Origin of the sequence: Anabaena sp. UHCC 0204, from assembly GCF_009711975.1 — a bacterium.
In the GTDB taxonomy this organism is placed as follows: Bacteria; Cyanobacteriota; Cyanobacteriia; order Cyanobacteriales; family Nostocaceae; genus Dolichospermum.
Genome location: NZ_VIKW01000001.1, coordinates 9,980 through 30,642 on the forward strand (window position 1 = coordinate 9,980; position 20,663 = coordinate 30,642).

16 protein-coding genes are annotated in these 20,663 nt (G+C 38.3%); 8 read left to right on the plus strand and 8 right to left on the minus strand.

The genetic code is table 11. The features are described from left to right. The 4 genes from FJR04_RS00060 to FJR04_RS00075 all read right to left on the minus strand — a co-directional run. Positions 1 to 1,995: TolC family protein (locus FJR04_RS00060; protein WP_168490674.1), on the minus strand; the 1,995-nt coding region annotated here is incomplete at its 3' end. A gap of 109 nt (positions 1,996 to 2,104) precedes the next feature. Then, positions 2,105 to 3,664: a circadian clock protein KaiC gene (kaiC, locus tag FJR04_RS00065; RefSeq protein WP_168490675.1), complete on the minus strand. Its 1,560-nt coding sequence runs from the start codon at positions 3,662 to 3,664 to the stop codon at positions 2,105 to 2,107. Positions 3,665 to 3,750: 86 nt separating this feature from the next. Then, positions 3,751 to 4,065, minus strand: a complete 315-nt coding sequence (gene kaiB, locus FJR04_RS00070; RefSeq protein ID WP_168490677.1) for a circadian clock protein KaiB — start codon at positions 4,063 to 4,065, stop codon at positions 3,751 to 3,753. A 103-nt stretch (positions 4,066 to 4,168) separates the two neighbouring features. Next, positions 4,169 to 4,741 carry a KaiA family protein gene (locus FJR04_RS00075; protein ID WP_168490679.1) on the minus strand — a complete coding sequence of 191 codons (573 nt, stop codon included), beginning with the start codon at positions 4,739 to 4,741 and terminating at the stop codon, positions 4,169 to 4,171. A gap of 604 nt (positions 4,742 to 5,345) precedes the next feature. On the opposite strand from FJR04_RS00075, the gene FJR04_RS00080 reads away from it, so the two are divergent. Beyond that, positions 5,346 to 8,588 carry an ATP-binding protein gene (locus FJR04_RS00080; RefSeq protein ID WP_217359191.1) on the plus strand — a complete coding sequence of 1,081 codons (3,243 nt, stop codon included), beginning with the start codon at positions 5,346 to 5,348 and terminating at the stop codon, positions 8,586 to 8,588. Between the two features lie 215 nt (positions 8,589 to 8,803). On the opposite strand, the gene FJR04_RS00085 is transcribed toward FJR04_RS00080, so the two are convergent. Together FJR04_RS00085 and FJR04_RS00090 are read right to left on the minus strand one after the other, a co-directional pair. Beyond that, positions 8,804 to 10,630 (minus strand): glycosyltransferase family 39 protein, encoded by a 1,827-nt coding sequence (locus tag FJR04_RS00085; protein WP_168490680.1) that lies wholly within the window; start codon positions 10,628 to 10,630, stop codon positions 8,804 to 8,806. 270 nt (positions 10,631 to 10,900) lie between these two features. Next, entirely contained in the window at positions 10,901 to 11,545 is a 645-nt protein-coding gene (locus FJR04_RS00090; RefSeq protein WP_168490681.1) for a hypothetical protein, read from the minus strand. A 179-nt stretch (positions 11,546 to 11,724) separates the two neighbouring features. Here FJR04_RS00090 and FJR04_RS00095 point away from each other — a divergent pair, with 179 nt between their 5' ends. After that, positions 11,725 to 12,057 (plus strand): DUF565 domain-containing protein, encoded by a 333-nt coding sequence (locus tag FJR04_RS00095; RefSeq protein WP_168490682.1) that lies wholly within the window; start codon positions 11,725 to 11,727, stop codon positions 12,055 to 12,057. A gap of 4 nt (positions 12,058 to 12,061) precedes the next feature. Further along, complete coding sequence (locus tag FJR04_RS00100) at positions 12,062 to 13,102, plus strand: glycerate kinase (protein WP_168490683.1); 1,041 nt, start codon at positions 12,062 to 12,064, stop codon at positions 13,100 to 13,102. Between the two features lie 88 nt (positions 13,103 to 13,190). Here FJR04_RS00100 and FJR04_RS00105 read toward each other — a convergent pair whose 3' ends face one another. Further along, entirely contained in the window at positions 13,191 to 14,648 is a 1,458-nt protein-coding gene (locus tag FJR04_RS00105) for a YdiU family protein (RefSeq protein WP_168490684.1), read from the minus strand. 199 nt (positions 14,649 to 14,847) lie between these two features. Continuing rightward, positions 14,848 to 15,420 carry a GNAT family N-acetyltransferase gene (locus FJR04_RS00110; protein WP_168490685.1) on the minus strand — a complete coding sequence of 191 codons (573 nt, stop codon included), beginning with the start codon at positions 15,418 to 15,420 and terminating at the stop codon, positions 14,848 to 14,850. 84 nt (positions 15,421 to 15,504) lie between these two features. On the opposite strand from FJR04_RS00110, the gene bioB reads away from it, so the two are divergent. The 5 genes from bioB to nusB all read left to right on the plus strand — a co-directional run bounded on the left by bioB (position 15,505) and on the right by nusB (position 20,635). After that, positions 15,505 to 16,506: a biotin synthase BioB gene (bioB, locus tag FJR04_RS00115; protein ID WP_174763483.1), complete on the plus strand. Its 1,002-nt coding sequence runs from the start codon at positions 15,505 to 15,507 to the stop codon at positions 16,504 to 16,506. Positions 16,507 to 17,164: 658 nt separating this feature from the next. Then, entirely contained in the window at positions 17,165 to 17,677 is a 513-nt protein-coding gene (gene fldA, locus FJR04_RS00120; RefSeq protein WP_168490687.1) for a flavodoxin FldA, read from the plus strand. Between the two features lie 91 nt (positions 17,678 to 17,768). Continuing rightward, the gene (locus FJR04_RS00125; RefSeq protein WP_168490688.1) at positions 17,769 to 18,521 is read left to right on the plus strand and encodes an alpha/beta fold hydrolase; all 753 of its coding nucleotides are present in this window, start codon (positions 17,769 to 17,771) and stop codon (positions 18,519 to 18,521) included. Between the two features lie 623 nt (positions 18,522 to 19,144). Next, entirely contained in the window at positions 19,145 to 19,906 is a 762-nt protein-coding gene (locus FJR04_RS00130) for a DUF502 domain-containing protein (protein ID WP_168490690.1), read from the plus strand. An 87-nt stretch (positions 19,907 to 19,993) separates the two neighbouring features. After that, positions 19,994 to 20,635, plus strand: coding sequence for a transcription antitermination factor NusB (nusB, locus tag FJR04_RS00135; protein WP_168490692.1), 642 nt, complete (start codon positions 19,994 to 19,996; stop codon positions 20,633 to 20,635). Positions 20,636 to 20,663 lie beyond the last annotated feature (28 nt).

Consider the following 20,663-nt stretch of genomic DNA (forward strand, 5'->3'; position numbering starts at 1 on the left):
CCTGTCACCTTCCCCCTCTAACTGATTCAAGCCTCTAGAGGTAACAAATCTTTGCAATTCGGTGAGAGCGCGGTTGTACTCTAAAATTGCTCTGATGCGATTACCTTCGGAACGGGTGAGGTCATTTTCTGCGTTAATAACATCAGTTTGAGTCCCTACACCAGCTTGGAATCTTAACCGGGCTAATCGTAGAGATTCTCTAGCTTGTTCTAAAGCTGCATTAGCAGTTTGTACATTCTCTAGGTTTGATGCCTGGGTGGAATATGCTTGTTCTACTTGGAAGCGGATTTGGTTGCGTTGTTCAGAAAATTGAGTTTCAGCGATCGCAATGTTAGTTTTAGATTGGGCTGCTCTTGCTCTTGCTGCTCCCCCGTCATATAAATTCAGGGTTGCTTGTACTCCTACTGAATAACCATCACTGACGCTAGTTCCATCATCAAACTGATCTAACAAGTTATATCTAGCCACTAAACTTACTTGTGGACCCAAAGTTGCTAATGCTTGTCTTCTTTGTGCTTCACTAATATTGCGTTGTGCTAAGTTTTGTTGTAGTTCAGGACGATTTTGATAGGCTAAGACGATACTTTTTTCTAGGGGATGTTGCCATAAACCTGCTAGTTTGACTGGATCAGCGGCGCTAATACTGACTGACTGCGGTAAATTTAATAGGGGTGCTAACCGACGGCGGGCAATTTGTTGTTGAGAAAAGGCGGTAGTTAAGTCTTGTTGAGCGTTGGCTAAATTTACCTGCGATCGCAACACATCAAAACGAGTTCCCACACCAGCCCGTTCTAAAGCCACTGCATCTCGCAAACTCGCCTGAGCATTCTCCACTGCTGACTGAGAAATCCTTACCTGCTCATCAGCTTGTTGCAAGTCATAATAAGACCTGGACACATTTAAACGAATTTCTTCAGACTGCCTTTCTACATCCAACTCCTGCACACGTATCCGTTCTTCAGCCTCTTTAATAGCCCCATTGCGTCTACCAGAAGTGTATAAATCATATCTTAACTGTGCAGTTCCACTGAATGCCGTATTAGATGGAGGATCACCTACCAGAGGATTTGTCTGCCTAGCTTGATCAAATTGTAGTGTACTACCAACACTACGACTATTTGTAATATCAGCACTCAAATCCACACTGGGCAATAAAGCCGCCTGAGCTTCACGGAGAACCGATTTACTCCGTTCCAGTTGCAATATAGACACCTGTAAATCATTATTATTTCGTTTAGCCAATTCCAAAGCCTGAGACAAACTAATTGGCTGATTTCCCTGAACCTTTACTTCTTCTGCCTGTGTCGGAAATAGTAGTGGATTAGGGCTAGGATTCAAATTATCTGGAATATTAGAGAAATCTACAGACTGATTAGGTGCAACTGGTACATTTTCCTCAGGAGTAGGTGCAACTGAATCTGATGTAGTCGGCACAGTTGTTTGCGCCAGCCAACCAGTAGTATTTTTAGATAGACAGCGATTAGAAGCCAGTAGCAAAGTTGCCTGACTCTTGTTTTGTGGACACTGATTAGCTTCTAGTAACTTTGTCACCATCACATCACTGCTGGCTAATTGCTGTTCACCTTCTGGGAGCGTGAGCCATTCAGAACTAACTAATTTTTGATCATTAACACTCGGTAAATTACTATTTGATAAAGCTGAAAAATTTACAAATCTGACTTCATCTTGTTTAGATAATTTTTTTTGCTCAATGCTGAGATTATTTTCAGCCATGACTATAGGTAAACTGTTGTTGGCAACAGGTTTTACCCTACCTTGACTGAAATAATTAGCAGGTAATAATGCTGGGTTACTTTTGGGTAAGAAGCTATTGTCTGTCAGGGAATTTTTACCATTGGTAGAAACCACCGCACTAGAAGAAGACACTAGCTGTACACCATTCACTTTCACAACATTAGCCCAAGCGGGCTGGGTTGTTAATACCGCTGCTGTAACACCAGGTAAAATACTATGGAATAATTGCTGTCCTTTCACCGCATCCCCTCACACAAAAAAAATCAATTTGGCGGCAGAATACTTGTCTTCACCACAGAATATAGCACGATACTAAGATTTGGGAAGGAATATCGCACCATACTCTATTTTAAACATCAGAACTCGATTTGTCTTCAAAACGTTTGACAATCCGAGAAAGTTCTGCCTTTTCATCTATACTAACGCGAGTAGGCGCACCACTGATAATTCGTTCATAGTTACGGAATGAATCTTTAATATCAGGTCCATCTGCCGTAATGTTATATTCACGAATTCCCTTATCATGCCAAGAACCCCGCATTTTAAATACGTTAATTGCCCGCGACATTTCGCCCCGAATCTCTACGTATTGCAACATCAAAATTGTGTCTGTAATTGTTGAAATATGGGAATCAGTAATAGAATGAGAACCCATAAATTGGTCTGTGGTATTAGTGAAGAAACCAGTAATTTCTTCTTGTTTGGCATAACCTGTAACACCAATTACAAACTGACGAAAAGCATTATTACTAACACCTCTAGCCATTGCTGACAGTGAATCAATTGCAATACGGCTGGGTTTAAAATGAGATATTTCTGATTTAATAATTTGTAAATGATCTTCTAAACCAGTAGATTCTGGATAGGTACAAATTATTTTCAATAACCCTTGATGTTCTAATTCTTCAAAATCAATCCCCCAGGAAGAAGCATTGCGCGAAAGTTGGGCGCGAGATTCTTCATAGGCAAATAATATTGCTCTTTCACCACCAATGCAGCCATCTTGAAGAAACTTACTTACTAATAAAGTTTTCCCCGTACCTGTTGCTCCTGTGGCTAAAATAATCGAGTCTTTAAAGAAACCACCGCCACACATTTGATCGAGAATTTTCACCCCAGAAGATACCCGCACATTGGAAGAACGCTGTGTTAAGCGCATTGCACCCAAGGGGAATATATTTACGCCTTCATTAGTAATAGTGAAGGGATATTCGCCTTTCATGTGAGTTGTCCCTCGTAATTTGAGAATCTCAATAGTTCGACGACGGCGTTCTCCTTCTAAAACGTTGCGAACAATGACTACATTATCGGAAACAAATTCTTCGACTCCAAAAGATGCTACTGCTCCATATTCTTCACCCCGTTCTGTTGTGATGATTGTCGTCACATTCAATTGTTTAAGACGTGCTACTAACCGAAAAATCTCGCGGCGGACTACTCCTACAGCTTCATATTGTTGAAATACCGCCGTCATGGAATCAATGGAAACCCGTTTGGCTTTATATTTACGAATGGCATACTGTAACCGTTCAATTAGGGCAGATAAATCAAAATTACCGACAATATCTTGACCTTCGGGATCAGGAGATGCGTCCAGAATAAATAATTTACCTTCATCAATTAAATGTTGTAAGTTCCAATCGAAACTACGAGCATTTTTAATAATGTCAGTAGGTGATTCTTCAAAGGTGACAAATACTCCTGCTTCATCAAAACAAGTGATGCCATTAAAAAGAAATTGAAGCGATAATAAAGTTTTGCCTGTCCCAGAAGTACCGCTGACTAAGGTAGTTCTACCAACAGGCAACCCGCCATGACTGATATCGTCAAAGCCCTCGATCATTGTGCGAATTTTTTCTACACCACCAATAGATATATTTTTTTGTTCAGGTTGCTCTTTTTTAGTCATGGTTTATCTAATATGGATATTCAACCCAGTTTTTTAAAATCAAGAAATTTTTTAATCATTTTTAATAATTAAATAAATATTTTATGCTAATCTTTGTCATCTTCTTCACTCAGTTCTTCATAAAGCAGATCCAATCCAATTAATACTCTTTCTCTATCTGTTAAATCACCAATAATTTTTCGCACCGGTGGGGGCAAAATTTTTGATAACGTTGGTGTGGCTAGGATTTTATCTTCTTCGGCTAATTGGGGGTTTTTCAGGACATCAATTACTTTTAAGGCATAAACACCTTGAAATTCTTGATCTAAGATATTTTTGAGTGTTTTTAATGCCCGCACGGAGTGAGGAGTATTTCCTGCTACATAAAGCTTGAGAACATAGGTTTTTTTGGCTTGATTCATATAAAATATAGACTCCTAAGAAAGATAAAAAAGCAAATGATTTGATATACACTCAGGTTGTTATTTACCATGAATGCAAATAGAAATTCTACTTTGCGGTATTTTAAGTGATTTTAGCAATAGAACACCGATAGATTTCACAAAGATGTGCCAAAATATCTATTAATGTCAAACGGTAATCTAGCAATGTTTCATCGCTTCTACCTTCTAGTCTTAGTTGCTTGGCAAATTCGTCAATGACTTCCATGTGCATTTCTATAATTTGTGGCATAGGAATACTAGCATAAAATAAGGCATTGATAAATTTATCAATTTTTTCTTTTAATGCTTTGTCACTGATAAAATAATTTATAATAATTTGACGGTAATCTGATTTAAGTTCTTCTAGAAGTTCCTTTTTTTCAGTAGCCGTCATATCTTGAAAAATTTGTGACTTCCTCTCCTGTCCAAAAGCAAATAAATCATCATCATTTTGATGAGAATTTTCTGGCTGACTGTGAGGCAAATAATATATGTTACTAGGTGTGGTAACAACTGGCTGCCAGTACCATTGAGTTACTAGGCTATCAATAAAATTCCACGTTTGAGAAACTAAATTTTTGCGCTTCTCTTGTGGAAATGGTCTATCAAGAATTTGTTTTATATTTGTTTGTAAAAGCAATATAGGTACTAACATCTACTATTTAGAGATCATGAACCGTTGAGAGTAAGATATATAAACCAATAACTAAGTCTAATTACTCAGGTAAGTAGAATGACTTATATATTCTTTTGTGTAGCATTTAATCCAGGAGAAGTATGGGTCATTGATAATGTGTATCAGCATATCTAGCGGAAGATAGATTATATTATTTCACTCCTTGATAAGATACTTAAACGAACTTAAAGAATTGTCGCAATTTAAATCATTATAATTCCTCAAGGTTCTAAAGCGAATCTTTAGCGCCATAATTGTTGTAGTTGTCACTATAAAAAATGATGACTTTCAATACCAGCACTAAGTTGGTGACAATGGTTACTTGCTGAGAATGGAAATAACAGTAAGCGCCATGAGGGTCGAAATTATTGGTGATTGGCTTTGAGACAGTTTAGGTCGAGACGAAACCCCTAGTTTGAGGGGTTTGTCAATTGTAACCAGAATCGCTGATAGCGTAGCGTGGCGTAGCCATTCTAAATATTCTTGGAGAATATTGCTTCAGGCTTGAAGACCATCTAAACCAAGTGCTGATGGTGATGCCGGAGTTGATCACAAGAAGAATGACCACCGAGGACTTATATCAATGCTACAGTATACGCTTTATGAACTTCTAGCAACTGTACCAATCTGCTTAGAAACGAATAATCTAGCAGCAGTGCTGGATATTTTTGCCGAAGAACAGTGCGATCGCTTGGTAGTAGTCAATTCACAACAACTTCCAATTGGATTGTTATACTCTGCTCGATTGTTACCACAATTATTAGCAGCCACGACGGATGACTATCTTCTAAATTTACAGCAACCACTCTCAACAGTGGATAAATCCTTAATAGAGCCAATACAAACCATACCAGCCGCACAGAGTCTGGAAGAATTTAGCTTATCTTTAAAATATCCAGAAACTCAACAACAAAGAAACTTAGATTGGGTGCTAGTTGACTCAGATGGTAAATATTTGGGAATACTGAATACTCTACATCTCTTCCAGTTGTTAGCTAAAAAGAAAATTCCCATTAACTCAACCAATGAAAAAGTAAATTGCACGCATAATAACGCTAATAAAAGCCAGCCAAAAATTCACAAATCTATAGTCCATTTATTGGCGCGATTACCCTGGCCAATGATGTTACAAACGAGTCATGGTGAGGTAGTTACCCAGAATCCCGCTTGGTGGCAACAACTAGGAGTATTAAAAGACCTAGAAGGAATTAGGAAACAGGTAGAAACTATACTTGCTCCGACCCATGTTCAACAATCGGCTTATGTTTATGCCAATGGTCAAGAAAATCAACAACTAAATACTTTCACAGCCCAGAGAAAAAGTATTTCCCCAACGGTTTTTTCACCCCATTCACCATCAGTTGTACCATTTCTCCAAGAACCGCCCCTAAGTATCAATAGTGGTTCTAATCGCTGTGTTTTAGATACAAAATTGGGCATTTGTACTTGTGTAGTCGAAATCAAAAATGGTCAAGAACGAGTTTGGCAGTTTGCAAAAGTTCCCTTGGATAGTAGTGAGTTGAAAATTTGGGTTTCCGAGTCAGAAATACCACCGAATACAGAAGAACTATGGCTAATATTAGCCACAGACGTAACTGAACAACAACAACTTTGCAAAGAATTGGCTGCCAAAAATGCCGATTTAATTCAACTCAATCGGTTAAAAGATGAATTTTTAGCTTGCATTAGTCATGAACTAAAAACACCGCTGACAGCAGTATTGGGACTATCTCGACTACTTATAGATCAACAATTAGGACAACTAAATGAACGTCAGGCCCGCTATGCTGGACTAATTCATCAAAGTGGCAGACATTTAATGAGCGTGGTCAATGATATTTTAGATTTGACTCGAATGGAAACAGGACAAATGGAACTCACCCTTACCCCCGTGCAAATTCAAGTAGTCTGTGAACGGGCTTTGTCAGAAGTTAACAACATTCATAATCAAACTAACAAAACTAAACAATTATCCAAATCAGAAAATCAAAATTTATCTAACCACCAATTTAGCCTGACTATTGAACCAGGTTTAGAGCAGATGGTAGCAGATGAATTACGTTTGCGGCAGATGCTGGTACATTTACTTTCCAATGCCTTTAAATTCACAGAAATATCTGGGGAAATTGGGTTAAGGGTAAGCCGTTGGGAGGGTTGGATTGCTTTTACTGTCTGGGATACAGGAATTGGTATTCCTGAACAACAACAACATTTAATTTTCCAAAAATTCCAGCAATTAGAAAATCCCCTTACTCGTCAGTTTGAAGGAACAGGTTTAGGTTTAGTCTTAACCAGAGCCTTGGCTCGTTTACATGGTGGAGATGTTAGTTTCTTATCTCGTGAGGGTAAAGGTAGTCAGTTTACCCTGCTGTTACCGCCAAGTCCACCAAAAACCAGTTTTACTGATTCTGAAGATATCGCACTAACAGAGAGAGAAATAGGCAATACTCCCAATTCTTCCCATCACAGTCTGAATAATTCCTTACAATACCAGCCTAAATCCTCCCAAAGATTGGTGTTGGTAGTGGAAGCGGTAGCCCAATATATTGAGGAATTAACTGAACAACTCAAAGGTTTAGGTTATCGTGTAGTCATTGCTAGATCCGGAACTGAGGCACTAGAAAAAGCTCGACGTTTGCAACCAAAAGCTATTTTTCTGAATCCTTTATTACCTTTACTATCTGGTTGGGATGTCCTGACTTTACTGAAATCTGATAGTTTAACTTGTCATATTCATGTCGTTGTTACGGCGACAGCAGCAGAAAAAGAGCAAGCATTTACTAAACAGGCGGATGGATTTTTAAGCTTACCAATCAAACATCAAATATTAGCATCACTCTTAGAACAATTATCAACATCTTCAGAAGTTCAGCTTTTGGAAATGAAAAATAATGATCTCAATCCCCAAAATATTCCCCTACGAATTCTGAGGTTGGTAAATCCAGAATTAGAGGCGATTAATCTCTATCCTTCCCTGCGAGAACATCGGGTGATTGAAGTAGATGATTTAGATCAGGCGGATTTGTTGGCAAGAGTTTGGCAGTTTGATGTGGTATTACTAGATATGCAGATTTCTACTGCTCACACTTATTTACAACAATTAAGCAAACACCAGCGATTGGCAACTTTACCCTTGGTAACTTGTGATGTTGCTACTACTTTAGCGGCTTCCCAAATACCAGGATTGTGTGTATTTCCTTGTTTAACTCCTTTGAATCAAGAAAATAATAGTCATAGTCATCAAGGAGATGCTTTGTCATCTGTATTACAAATTGCTGCTGGTATTCGTTGTCCACTAAATATTTTAGTGGTAGATGTAACTATGCTCAATGATTTACCCAAGATAAATCGCAGTCTCGGTAAAAATTATCAATCTATTAAAAATTCTGCTCTCAAGTTTGAAGATGAGCCAGGTAATCGAGGGTACGAGTGGTTTCAAGCTTTAATTCAATACTTACAAACTGCTGGGTTTAGAGCTTCTATTGCTAGTTGTTGGTCGGAAGTTTTGCAACAAGTTAGTTATAAAAGTGTTGATTTACTTTTAATTTGTTTGCACGAAACTGCAATTAATAATGAAGTTCAAAAAGCTTTAGAATCCTTGGCTGATTTACCATTGAGATTGCCTCCTATTTTGGTACTTGACCAAAAATTAAATCAGGCTAATTATGGAAATGGTGAAAAATCTCGTCAGAGGAAATATACATCTTCTTTAGGGACGGTATTGAATGGAATTGCTACCCAAGTATTACCCCGTTCTATTTCTATGGAAGAGTTATTAATTCAGGTGAATCAAGCGTTAGCTAATTATCAGCAGGGAAGTTCCTAAGCTTTACAGAGAAATTGTCAGAATCAGGATATCCAGGATTTAAGGATGTACAGGATGAGAACTCGTACCGCAGGGCGGAATTAAAAATTAAAAAAGCAGATAAAACAAGCTTTTTGAGAATTCTTAATGGTTGGTTGATTTACGCCGTTGTGTACTAGATTGTTATTACCAATTACCAATTACCTGTTCCCTGTTCCCTGTTCCCTTCTTATAGTTTAAGATATGTTTGATTTGTCCTTTTTAACTGTGTTCAGAGGAAAGCGGATGAGATGATAAGCTCCTTTACTATGTAGGCTTTTGTAATTATCGGGTGGTAATTCCATTTCTCGGAGTTTTTCCTGTTCAACTAAGATTAATAATGATTGTGGTCTAGTTTGTTGAGATGCTTGCTTTTGAATATATTCTAAAACTTGTGGGGACGATGGGATGTAATTAATTAGCTGTTGGGTGTAGAAAGTGACGGTGGGTTTTTTGAAACCAACCATAATTACTTCTTCATTGGGTTGTTTGGATTCAACAATTAGGGTTGATAATTCTCTTAAAGGTAACTGACGCTGTTGATCCATGATGCTGACAGCAGGCATTAAGGCAATAGCAATAAAGGCTATAAATCCGACTAAATTAATTGTGATGATCTGCCGATAACGGTAACTTAATATTAAGCTGGCAGTAATGATGGCAGATAACAACCAAATTATGCCTCCAAATTTCAGTATTCCTGATTTCTCCATTTGTACATATAATTCAGGTGCTGCGGGATCAGGTCCAGCGATTTGGGTGAGATTATATAGGGCGATCGCCACAACTGTCAAAAAGGCTACGTTTACCCAAGCACTGATGCGTAAAGATTTGAGAGGTTGTGAACTGGGAAAAAGATCACTCCAGAATAATGCTACGAGAATCGCCGCTGCTGGCATTAAGGGTAATACATAGCTGGGTAGTTTGGTAACAGCAATGCTGAAAAAGCCAAAAACACCCAGAAACCAAAAACAGGCAAATAAACCTAAATGTTGGGAACGTTCTTGTTTTAACCAGTGCGATCGCTGCCAAAATTTTACTCTAGCTAAAGCAGCGGGTATGTATACTGAATAAGGCGCAAAGCCCAGCAATACGACTAAAAAGTAAAAATACCATGGGGCTGAGTGGCCATTAACGACTTCGGTAAACCGTTCTATGTTGTGATAACCAAAAAAGGCGTTAATAAAATTCCAGCCATTGCGCCAAGTTACTAAGGCATACCAAGGAACTGAGAGGAATAAAACTATCCCTATTCCTAAAATCGGCCGCATTTCTCGCCAAAGTTCCCAAAATTTCCCTAAATATAAACCAAAGGCAATCATAATTAATCCTGGTAAGACTATTCCTACAGGACCTTTAGTTAAAATTGCCCCAGCCATTAAGACATAACAAGCTAAATACCATTGATTGGGTAGTCGAAAATTAGCAATGATGATGGGGGGATGATTTTGAGCATATCCCAGGAAAAAACATAATAAAGATGAACCTATACAGCCAGTGAGTAACATATCTGAGACACCGATTCTTCCCCAAACCATCATTTCGGGGTTGAGTGCCATTAAAGCTGCGGCAATGGCGGCTGTGAGGTAACGTCGGGGCAAATTTTTGACTTGTTCTAATTCGTCTTGTTTAGCAAAATGCCATTGGACGGTATAAAACGCTAAAGCAACTACGCCCATTGCTGCCAATGCTGAGGGAAGACGGACTGCCCATTCATTCACCCCTATGATATGGTAGGCGATCGCTTGACACCAATAAATTAAAGCAGGTTTATCAAACCGAGTTTCACCGTTAAAAAACGGAGTTATCCAATCACCTGTAATCAGCATCTGTCGAGAAGCTTCTGCAAACAGCGGCTCAGTTTCATCAATTAAGCCCATATTTCCCAAGTTCCAACCAAACGCTATCCAACCAATTACCAATAACCACAGGCTGGAAACAGTCACAGTCAGGGCTGGACTTTCTTCTAAATTCTTGAACCAATTGTCAATTACTTGACGAGGAACACTTAGTTTTAATCTCATGAATTCATACTTAGGGCTAGAAGAAGGTGACAGGTTACAGGTTACAGGTTACAGGTTACAGGTAAGAAGAAGGAAGGAAGAACGAAGAAGAAGAAGAATGAACCACGTTCGCGGAGCGTCCCGCAGGGATAGGAACGAAGGACACGTTCGCGTTCGCGGAGCGTGGCGTTAGCCATAGCGTCCCGTTAGGGATAGAAAGGAGGGTTTCAGAGATATTTTGCGTAAGTCCTCAAGGAGAAAAAAAGCCAAAAAATTACTTTCAATTACCCATTAGTTATCTTCTAACACCAACTGCCATTCTTGAGTTTGCGGATTCCATTGGGGAGAAGAAGTTTCCCCGACGACATAAGGTCCCCAATAGCGCCGAGAACCATCTTGAGCAAAGGCTACTAAAATATTACCCTTCTCTAGCTTTAAATTACCTTGAGGTAACGATAAAACTAGTCCAGTCTCACTTCCTTCTTCAGGAGCAAAATCCCAATGTGCAGGAATATGAGATTTAGTGTTATTGATAGTGGTACTTTTGAGGGATGATTGTCTGGCTAATAGTGCTAGACGTACTGGTTGAGTGGTTTTGTTGCTCATACGGAGTGATCCTGATAGCCCCGGATTTGCTTTAGCCATAGCCTTGGTTTTACTATCCGATTCCAATTGATAGGCTAAGACAGTAGATGCAATATTTTGGTTACTTGATTCTACTGATGCAGTTGGTGTACTATCTAAGTTAATTTCATCCTCATTAATTCTAGTGTTTGTAACTATAGTTGGGGTTTCTTCTGGGATTGTTAATCCTGTTTCGGGATTTGGAGAATCAAAGGATATGCTCCTATTTAGGCATCCTGTCATGATCCCCATCAATCCAAATACGGAAACAGCAACAATGAAGTAACGATCGCGGTACAGGGAGTTTTTCATAATGGTATAGATTTAGAAATAAGATTTTTTTAGGCTAAACCCAATGATTCCTGATGATCCCCGATGGGAATGAGATCAATTAATTGAGTTTCTCCTTCTGGAAAATGCAGCGAAATCGTGTATAACAGTTGTCAATAAAAGACTTTCAATTCTGTCACTTATCACCTGTCTCTTCACTCATGCAAAATACTCGTCTGAACAGCTTGTTAGAAACAATTTTCAGAAGATTGAGTCAATGGTTTCTTAATCCTTGGCGGCGGTTATCACTACTACTAATTAGTTTTTTGTTTGGGTTTTTTTTGGGATCGGCAGTATCAACAACCACTGGACAACAGGCAGTATTAGACATTGTGATAGCTGCATTTTTAGTTCTACTAACTGAAGTTACCAGTCGGATATTTTATAGCCGCAGCTTTTTTGCTAAACAAGCATTTTGGGTAGAAACTCTTAACTATCTCAAGGTTGGTTTTATCTACAGTCTATTTCTAGAAGCCTTTAAGCTGGGTTCGTAATTTTATGAGTAGCGAGTGGCTAAGTAAAATTTTGACTACAGATACATCTTGGCAAGTATTGGCGCAAGCAGAAGCTTTGGCTGATCCTTTCCGAGCTAAGGTGTTTAATATTACCCCTGAAAACGTAGCTGAAGTTATACAAAGGAGAGGAGATTTACTGAAGTTAGTTTTGCCTGATTTTAGTAAATTCTGTCAAACTAATCTCAAAACCCAACCCCAAGAAGTTTTGCAGGTATTGTGGGATTTGTGGCTACCTTTGGGGATCAAAATTGCCGCACAACGTCAACAGTTAGGGAAACCTTTGATCCAGGGGATTTTAGGCGCACAAGGTACTGGTAAAACTACGATGTCTAGGATACTGGGTTTGATTCTCCAGCACTTGGGATATCGAACGTTAAGTTTGTCTTTAGATGATTTGTACAAAACTTATAGCGATCGCTTGGCTTTAATGCAGCAAGATTCCCGTCTAGTTTGGCGTGGTCCGCCTGGAACACACGATATTCACCTAGCTTTAAGTGTACTCGATCAGATTCATCAAAGCAAGTGTCCTGTGATAGTTCCTAGATTTGATAAGTCTGCTTATGGTGGTGCAGGCGATCGCACTACTTCTGAAGTTATCACAAATCCTATAGATATTGTTCTGTTTGAAGGCTGGTTTGTGGGTGTGAAACCAATTGATCCCGGTGTGTTCATAACTGCACCACCACCCATTCTTACGGACGCAGATAGACAATTTGCTAATGATATCAATAATCAACTTAAAAGTTATTTACCACTGTGGGAAAGGTTGGATAGTTTAATAGTTTTGTATCCTTCAGATTACCGTTATTCCCTAATATGGCGGAAGCAAGCAGAAAGAGAAATGATTGCTGCTGGTAAATCAGGGATGACTGATTCGGAAATAGAAGAGTTTGTTAATTATTTTTGGCGTTCTTTACACCCAGAATTATTTATTAATCCTTTGCTTAATTCATCAGCGGTTGATTTGGTAATTGAAATTAATGCTGATCATAGTTTTGGTAATTTTAGATTCCCAATTTCTTGAAACGAACCGCAGAGACGCAGAGGGCGCAGAGGTAGAGAGAAAAGAGATGTAAGCATCTCTTTTATGAGCGATATAATATTTATTGCAATTATTTTCCTGTTTTTAGTGTTTCTACTAAATCATAAAAAGGTTGCCAATTATCATCTTCTGTGATTCGTTCCCAAACTGATTCAATTACAGGTCTTAATAATGCTGTTTTTGGGTTAGATTCAATCAGGGTTTTCCCAATTTTATCCATTTGATCTAGATCAAAATGATTGAGGATTTTATGATATAGTAAACACCAATTATCGAATGTTGCTGATTTTCCTAATGCGGGGATAATTTCTGAACCATCCATTACCAAAGCTGGATCATCTCGCCATTTACTAGAAAATGTACTAGCCATATCAGCAAAGAATTGATGATAACCAATTTGACTATCATGTAAAAAGGTGATAGTTAATCGCAAAAATTCATTAGTTTCTGCTAATTGTAAATCTGCAAAACCCAATTTTTTCAACATCAAAGCCCGATATTCAGCTTGATAATATTCAGCAAATTTAGATAAAGCACTATCCAAATCACTTTGATCAATTATCGCCTTTAACGGTTCTTGTAAAAGCTCTAAATTTAACTTACAAATTCCTGGCTGTTGACTATAACAATAACGTTTATAATGATCAAAATATGCAGCCGTAAATTGGAGATCGTAAGTAGGAATAAAAGCATAGGGTCCATAGTCAAAACTTTCCCCGGTAATTGACATATTATCAGTATTCAAAACTGCATGACAAAAACCCGCCCCCATCCATTGGGCTACTAATTCCGCGACACGCTGGACTAATTCGGCATAAAATAAGGCATATTTATCATTTTCAGCCTGTAAATGGGGATAATACTGTTCAATTACATGATCTAACAATTTTTGGGTTAAATCAGGCCTTTGAAAATAATTTAATCGTTCAAATGTACCAAAACGAATATGAGATTTACTCATGCGGATCATTACAGAAGAACGAGTTGGGGAAGGTTCATCACCACGCCACAGTCCTAAACCTGTTTCAATCATACTCAAACAGCGAGAAGTACGAACACCTAAACGATGAAGTGCTTCAGCGGCGAGAACTTCCCGTACTCCCCCTTTAAGTGTCAGCATACCGTCACCACCGCGCGAGTAAGGGGTTCTTCCAGAGCCTTTTGTGCCAAAATCGTATAATTCCCCATCAATACCCCGTACTTGTCCATAAAGAAAGCCTCTACCGTCACCTAATTGAGAGTTATATTGTCCAAATTGATAACCGTGATAACGTAGGGCTAAGAGGGGTTTTCGTCCTTCAAATTTACCAAAGGCGGTAATAAAATCTTCGTCTTTTACCGTTTGGGGATCAAGTCCTAACTGGGTTAATAGTGCATCATTGCGCCAACGGAGAATATGCTGGGGGAATTCCTCGGCTACAACTTCATCATAGTAATCATCACCTAGAGATTCTATGGCTGATTCATAATTGAGGGTAAGTAAAGGATTACTAGCATGGGTGTTATTGGCAGTTTCATCCAGAGTCATTATAATTACGCTTAATTGATATTTATTTTAGGACTTACGCAAGATTGAATTCAAAACCTGATTCTTGCGTAGGGGTAATTCATGAATTACCCCTACTTCCGTTCGGTTTTGCGTAAGTCCTGATTTAATAATAGACAAAAAGCTGGCGGACTAGGAGTATAGATTCCAGACTTTTCTAAGAAGTCGGGGATCTGAAGTATTATGAATGCGATCGCCAGTGGGGATTTGTTAAACTTGTCAGAATATGATCTTCCCATTGACCATTAATCATTAAATAATCTCTAGCATATCCTTCGACTACAAAACCAACTCTTTTGAGAACATTGCCGCTGCGGCGATTATGTGGCATATAATTAGCCATAATTCGGTGCAGATTTAATTCTTGAAAAATATACTCAGTAGAAACAGATAAAGCTTCTGTCATGTAACCATAACCTTGTGCAGATTCGGCTAAACTATATCCTAATTGACAAAATTGAGCAGCATTATAGACGAAGTTACTAAAATTAGCAGTTCCTAGAATTTTTCTCGGCTGGTGTTGAAGATAAATAAATAGTTTTAAGGAATAGTTGTGAAAAAATTCCCAGAAACTGGTTTCTACTTGATACTGCCAATATTCTTCAGTAAAAAAATTTTCATCCCAGATCGGATAAAATGGCGTAAAGTATTCTTTATTTTCAGTAAAATATGTGAGTATGTAGGGAATATCCTCCATAACTGCCATTCTTAATATTAAGCGATCGCTTGTCAGAATTGGTGGCTCTGAACTCATATACTTATATTCAAATTTAAATATTTTGTATCAGCTATACTAATTTGAACATTACACCCAAAGACTACAAAAAGGATCATCACTGTGGGAATACGCTACGATTGGCAACCAACAGAAATATTGACAATATATAATACACCATTCCTGGAGCTAATTTATCAAGCTGCTACTGTACATCGTCAATATCATCAACCGCAACAAATACAAGTTTGTAAGCTTATCTCCATTAAAACCGGTGCTTGTCCAGAAGATTGTGGTTATTGCGCTCAATCTTCACGCTACAAAACCGAGGTAAAACCCGAAGCATTGTTAGAAAAAGCAACAGTGATGAATATTGCCAAAACAGCTAAAGAAAGCGGTGTTAGTCGGGTTTGTATGGGTGCTGCTTGGCGAGAAGTGCGGGATAATTCCCAATTTGAGGAAGTCCTGGATATGGTCAAGGATGTAACTGGGATGGGTTTAGAAGTATGCTGTACCTTGGGAATGTTGACAGAAAACCAAGCCAAGCGTTTGGAAGATGCGGGATTATATGCTTATAACCATAATCTCGACACCTCAGAGGAATATTACAGCACTGTAATTACTACTCGAACTTATAGCGATCGCCTAAATACCATTGCTAATGTTCGTCAAACTAATGTTACCGTATGTTCGGGCGGTATTCTGGGTTTAGGGGAAAATGTCGCAGATCGGGTGGGAATGTTACATACTCTCTCAAATTTACAACCTCATCCCGAATCTGTACCCATTAATATTCTTTCCCAAGTTCCCGGTACACCTTTAGAAAATCAACCCGATGTCCCCATTTGGGATGTAGTGCGGATGATTGCGACTGCTAGAATTATTATGCCTAAATCTGACGTGCGATTAAGTGCAGGTAGAGCGAGACTTTCTCAAGTAGAACAAGCTTTATGTTTTATGGCTGGTGCAAATTCCATCTTCTCCAGCGATGATAACAAAATGTTGACGGTAACTACTCCCTGTCCTGATTATGATGCAGACAGAGAAATGTTGAATTTGTTGGGTTTGGAAATGCGTCCCCCATTCCAAAAACAGGAAAAAACTCCTACTGCTGTAACTGTGTAGATACACCTCCACAAGCGACTTGCTTCCCTTTTTAAGGGGAGCGAAAAATTAATTCTTTCTATATATTAATTACAAATTTTTCTTAAAAAAGAGCTACTAATTATTTATGCAACCCGTTATTAAGCATTTATTAACTGTTGAATGTTAATTCCTTTTTATGTTCAAAATGAGTCAGAAACAGCTAAAAATGGCGGTATCTACTCCATATAGAGGATAGTAATTTTTGACAATAGGATTGTCATAACTAAAATTTTACAAAAATTCATCTTTCACAAGTGATAATTTCTCTCAATAAATCTGATATGATCTGTTTAGAGCTTATTGAGTATCTATATCAATAAGTTAAGTAAGCATCATTACTATTTCCCCCCACCCACACAAAATTACACCATGACTAGTACAGTACGGCGGAAGTTAACCAACGATTAAAAATGCTAAAAGCCTGCTTAAGCTGCATTTTTAATTATTAACAGGACTTACGCAAAACAGGAAGTAGGGGTAATTCATGAATTACCCCTACACAAGAATTAGGTTTTAAGTTCAATCTTGCGTAAGTCCTAATTAATTTTGCCATGCGGTACTAATTGTGAGGTAACTTTGTGTCCTTTCTTGCTGTTAATTCATAGTAGTTTATTTTCGTAAATCAGTAGGTGTGAAAATGTCGAAAAAAATTGGTTTGTTCTACGGTACTCAAACTGGTAAAACAGAATCTGCTGCGGAAATGATTCGGGATGAATTTGGTAGTGTTGAGGTGACACTTGAGGATATTTCCCAAGCTGAAGCTGCTGATTTAGAAGCTTATCAATGTTTAATTATCGGCTGTCCTACTTGGAATATCGGTGAACTCCAAAGTGATTGGGAAGGCTTTTTTCCTGAACTTGATGAAATAGATTTTACTGGAAAATTAGTTGCTTATTTTGGTACTGGTGATCAGCTTGGTTATGGGGATAATTTTCAGGATGCAATGGGGATTTTAGAAGAGAAAATTTCTGAGCGTGGTGGTAAAACTGTGGGTTATTGGTCAAAAGATGGTTATGATTTTAATGATTCTAAAGCCTTAAAAAATGACAAATTTGTAGGTTTAGCACTGGATGAAGATAACCAATCTGATTTAACTGATCAACGAATTAAAGCTTGGGTGTCTCAGTTAAAGAAAGAATTTGGTTTGTAAAAGATTCTGTATTTGTTAGTTATCACGGTGTGGGTAATTTGATTACCTATACCTTCCTTATTATCCTCTATCCTATTCTGTGAGAATATTTATGTCTGATATTTTTGATGCTGTCTGGTTAAGTTCTAGTCCGGCTTTAGCAAGGTTTGATCAACCATTATTAAAATACTTATCTAAGTATATGAAGATTGCTCAATGGGAGTACCATCAAGATAAAGATGAAGGTAGTTCTCTAGATGAAGCGGTTGATTTACTCAATGAATTTTTGACACCTTGCACTGATTCTATCCATTTAATTGGTCATAGTTCTGGTGGTGTAATTGCTTTAGATTTTGCTCGTCGCTATCCCGAAAAAGTGCGATCGCTAACTTTATTATCTGTGTCTTCTCAACCTGCACATACTTGGCACACTCACTATTATGTCCAAAGAGATTTATTTACTATTAGTCGTGAACAAATATTAGCAAATAGTGTCCGCAATCTCTTTGGAAAACAACCTTATGATATTACTAAAAAGCTGATGACAGCTTTAGATAAAGATTTAGATCAAACCCCCTTGTCACATTCTCTATTCAAGTTGGTTGATTTGCCTAAAGGTGGAGTTTCTATGCCGATGATGGTATGTGGTAGTAAAGATGATTCCATTGTTGATTCACCTGCATTACACAACTGGTTAAAATATTTTAAACCGGAAGATCATCTTTGGGAATATCCTCAAGGACATCATTTCTTTCATTATTTCTATCCTCAACCAGTCGGGGAACAAATATTGAGTTTTTGGCAACTTCATCATTTACAACCAATGATGGTATCTCAACTTATGTCCCAAAATTTATACAATTAACTGAAGCCTGAATTATTACTTTTTTAGGGGCATATATAGGACTCCTATTCACTTTTTTTCGGCGACAAAATTACCTATTGTCGCCCATTTTCCGTTGCGATATTTATCTTAATTATTAATTGTTAAGGTTATACCGTAACAGTATAAGTAGGTGAACCAAAAAATTTAAAGGTATGTGAAGAAAAGTAAAATCGCCCAAAACTCTCTTCCTGTTCCCTGTTCCCTGTTCCCTGTTCCCTGTTCCCTGTTCCCTGTTCCCTTTTAAAAAACTACAGTTCTCAACTTGGACTAGGTTTAGTTGAATATTTGACTGGGCAATTATGAGCATTTGGTGATATGGCGCGGTAGGATGGATAATATCGCTAAGACTTGCAACCATAACTTACAAGTATTCAAAAGACAAGCAACACCTAAGAGTTTTACCATCTGCTATCACGGTAGAATTACGCCTATATTTACGTTGAAATAGGAAAATAGCTGGCTTTTCTAGCGGTAGTTTGACTAGTTAGCATTAAATATAGTTACTCAAGGCGCTTTCTGAGAATGAAAAATAGCCTGTAGTCAGATACTAACACCTGCTGTAATCAATCCTTCGATATTCGCAAGGTGACTAATTTGCTGATATGGATAATAATCACAACAGTGTTACTCAACTAAACAAGGAGAATCGGGATTTGGTAATGGAGCGGTTGAAACAGGACTTAAAAAATGATCTGATTGCTGGTTTGTTGGTGGTAATTCCCCTCGCAACCACAATCTGGTTAACGATTACCATAGCTACCTGGGTAATCAACTTTCTTACCCAAGTTCCTAAACAACTCAATCCCTTTGATGGCTTAAACCCAATTCTAGTAAATATACTTAATCTTTTTGTGGGACTAGCCGTACCACTACTAAGTATTCTTGTGATTGGGTTAATGGCCAGAAATATTGCAGGGCGGTGGTTATTAGATGTTGGCGAACGGCTATTACAGGCGATTCCTTTAGCAGGACAAGTATATAAAACCCTCAAGCAGCTATTAGAAACACTCCTAAAAGATTCTAATGGTAAATTTCGCCGTGTAGTCTTAGTAGAATATCCTCGTCAGGGAATTTGGGCGATCGCTTTTGTCACAGGAGCAATTAGTAATGAAATCCAAAATCAAATGTCACGCCCCGTCATCAGCCTATTTATCCCCACCACTCCCAACCCGACAACAGGATGGTATGCAGTAGTACCAGAAGAGGATGTAATCAACCTCTCTATCTCCGTTGAAGATGCTTTTAAAATAGTTGTATCGGGTGGTATAGTTGCCCCCAATATCCAGCCATCTCACCTAACTGCACTGACAGCCGCATCACCTCTAGAAATAAAACAACAGGTGATTTCAGCAGAAGAAATTTGACACAAATGTAGCAAAGTAATCAAGAAATAGATAAGCTAATTGTCTAACTGTGCCAGAACTCACATATTTATCATTATCCCCAACTGTATGCAACGTCGTAAACCCCAACAAATAGCCCGTGAATTGGCACTGTTAGCCTTGAGCCAGTTACCAATAAACCCTAAAAAACTAGAGACACTATCAGACGAGCAATTAGTATCTAAACTAGTCTTGGGTGCAGTCCGTACCCTCACCTTAGAAGTACAGGATACATTGAATAATGCCGCTGGAGAACTGCAACGGAGTAATGATCGCCTATTGACAAGCGAAACTAGAGCCGCTGACTTGAATACAGCTAGAACCATGCTCAAAGAGGCGATCTCCTACACCCAAACAGCAATCAATCAATTAGGTACATCCGTTGATTTTCCGGAACTAATTCAGTTAGCTAATCAAGATAAAGAAGTTCGCAATTACGCCAAAGCAATTATTATTACCGTCAACGAAAACCGTCAAGCGATCGAACAATTTATATCTGAAGCCTTAGTAGATTGGCAAGTGACTCGTTTAGCCCAAATTGACAAAGATATCCTGCAAATAGCTGCCGCTGAAATGAGATATATGCAAGTTCCCCACAGCATCGCCATTAATGAAGCTGTAGAGTTAGCTAAACGCTATAGTGGGGAAGATGGGCATCGTTTTATTAATGGTGTTCTCCGTCGAGTTAGTGAACACAAACAAACTGTTTAAATTGGTGATTGGTGATTGGTGACTTGCC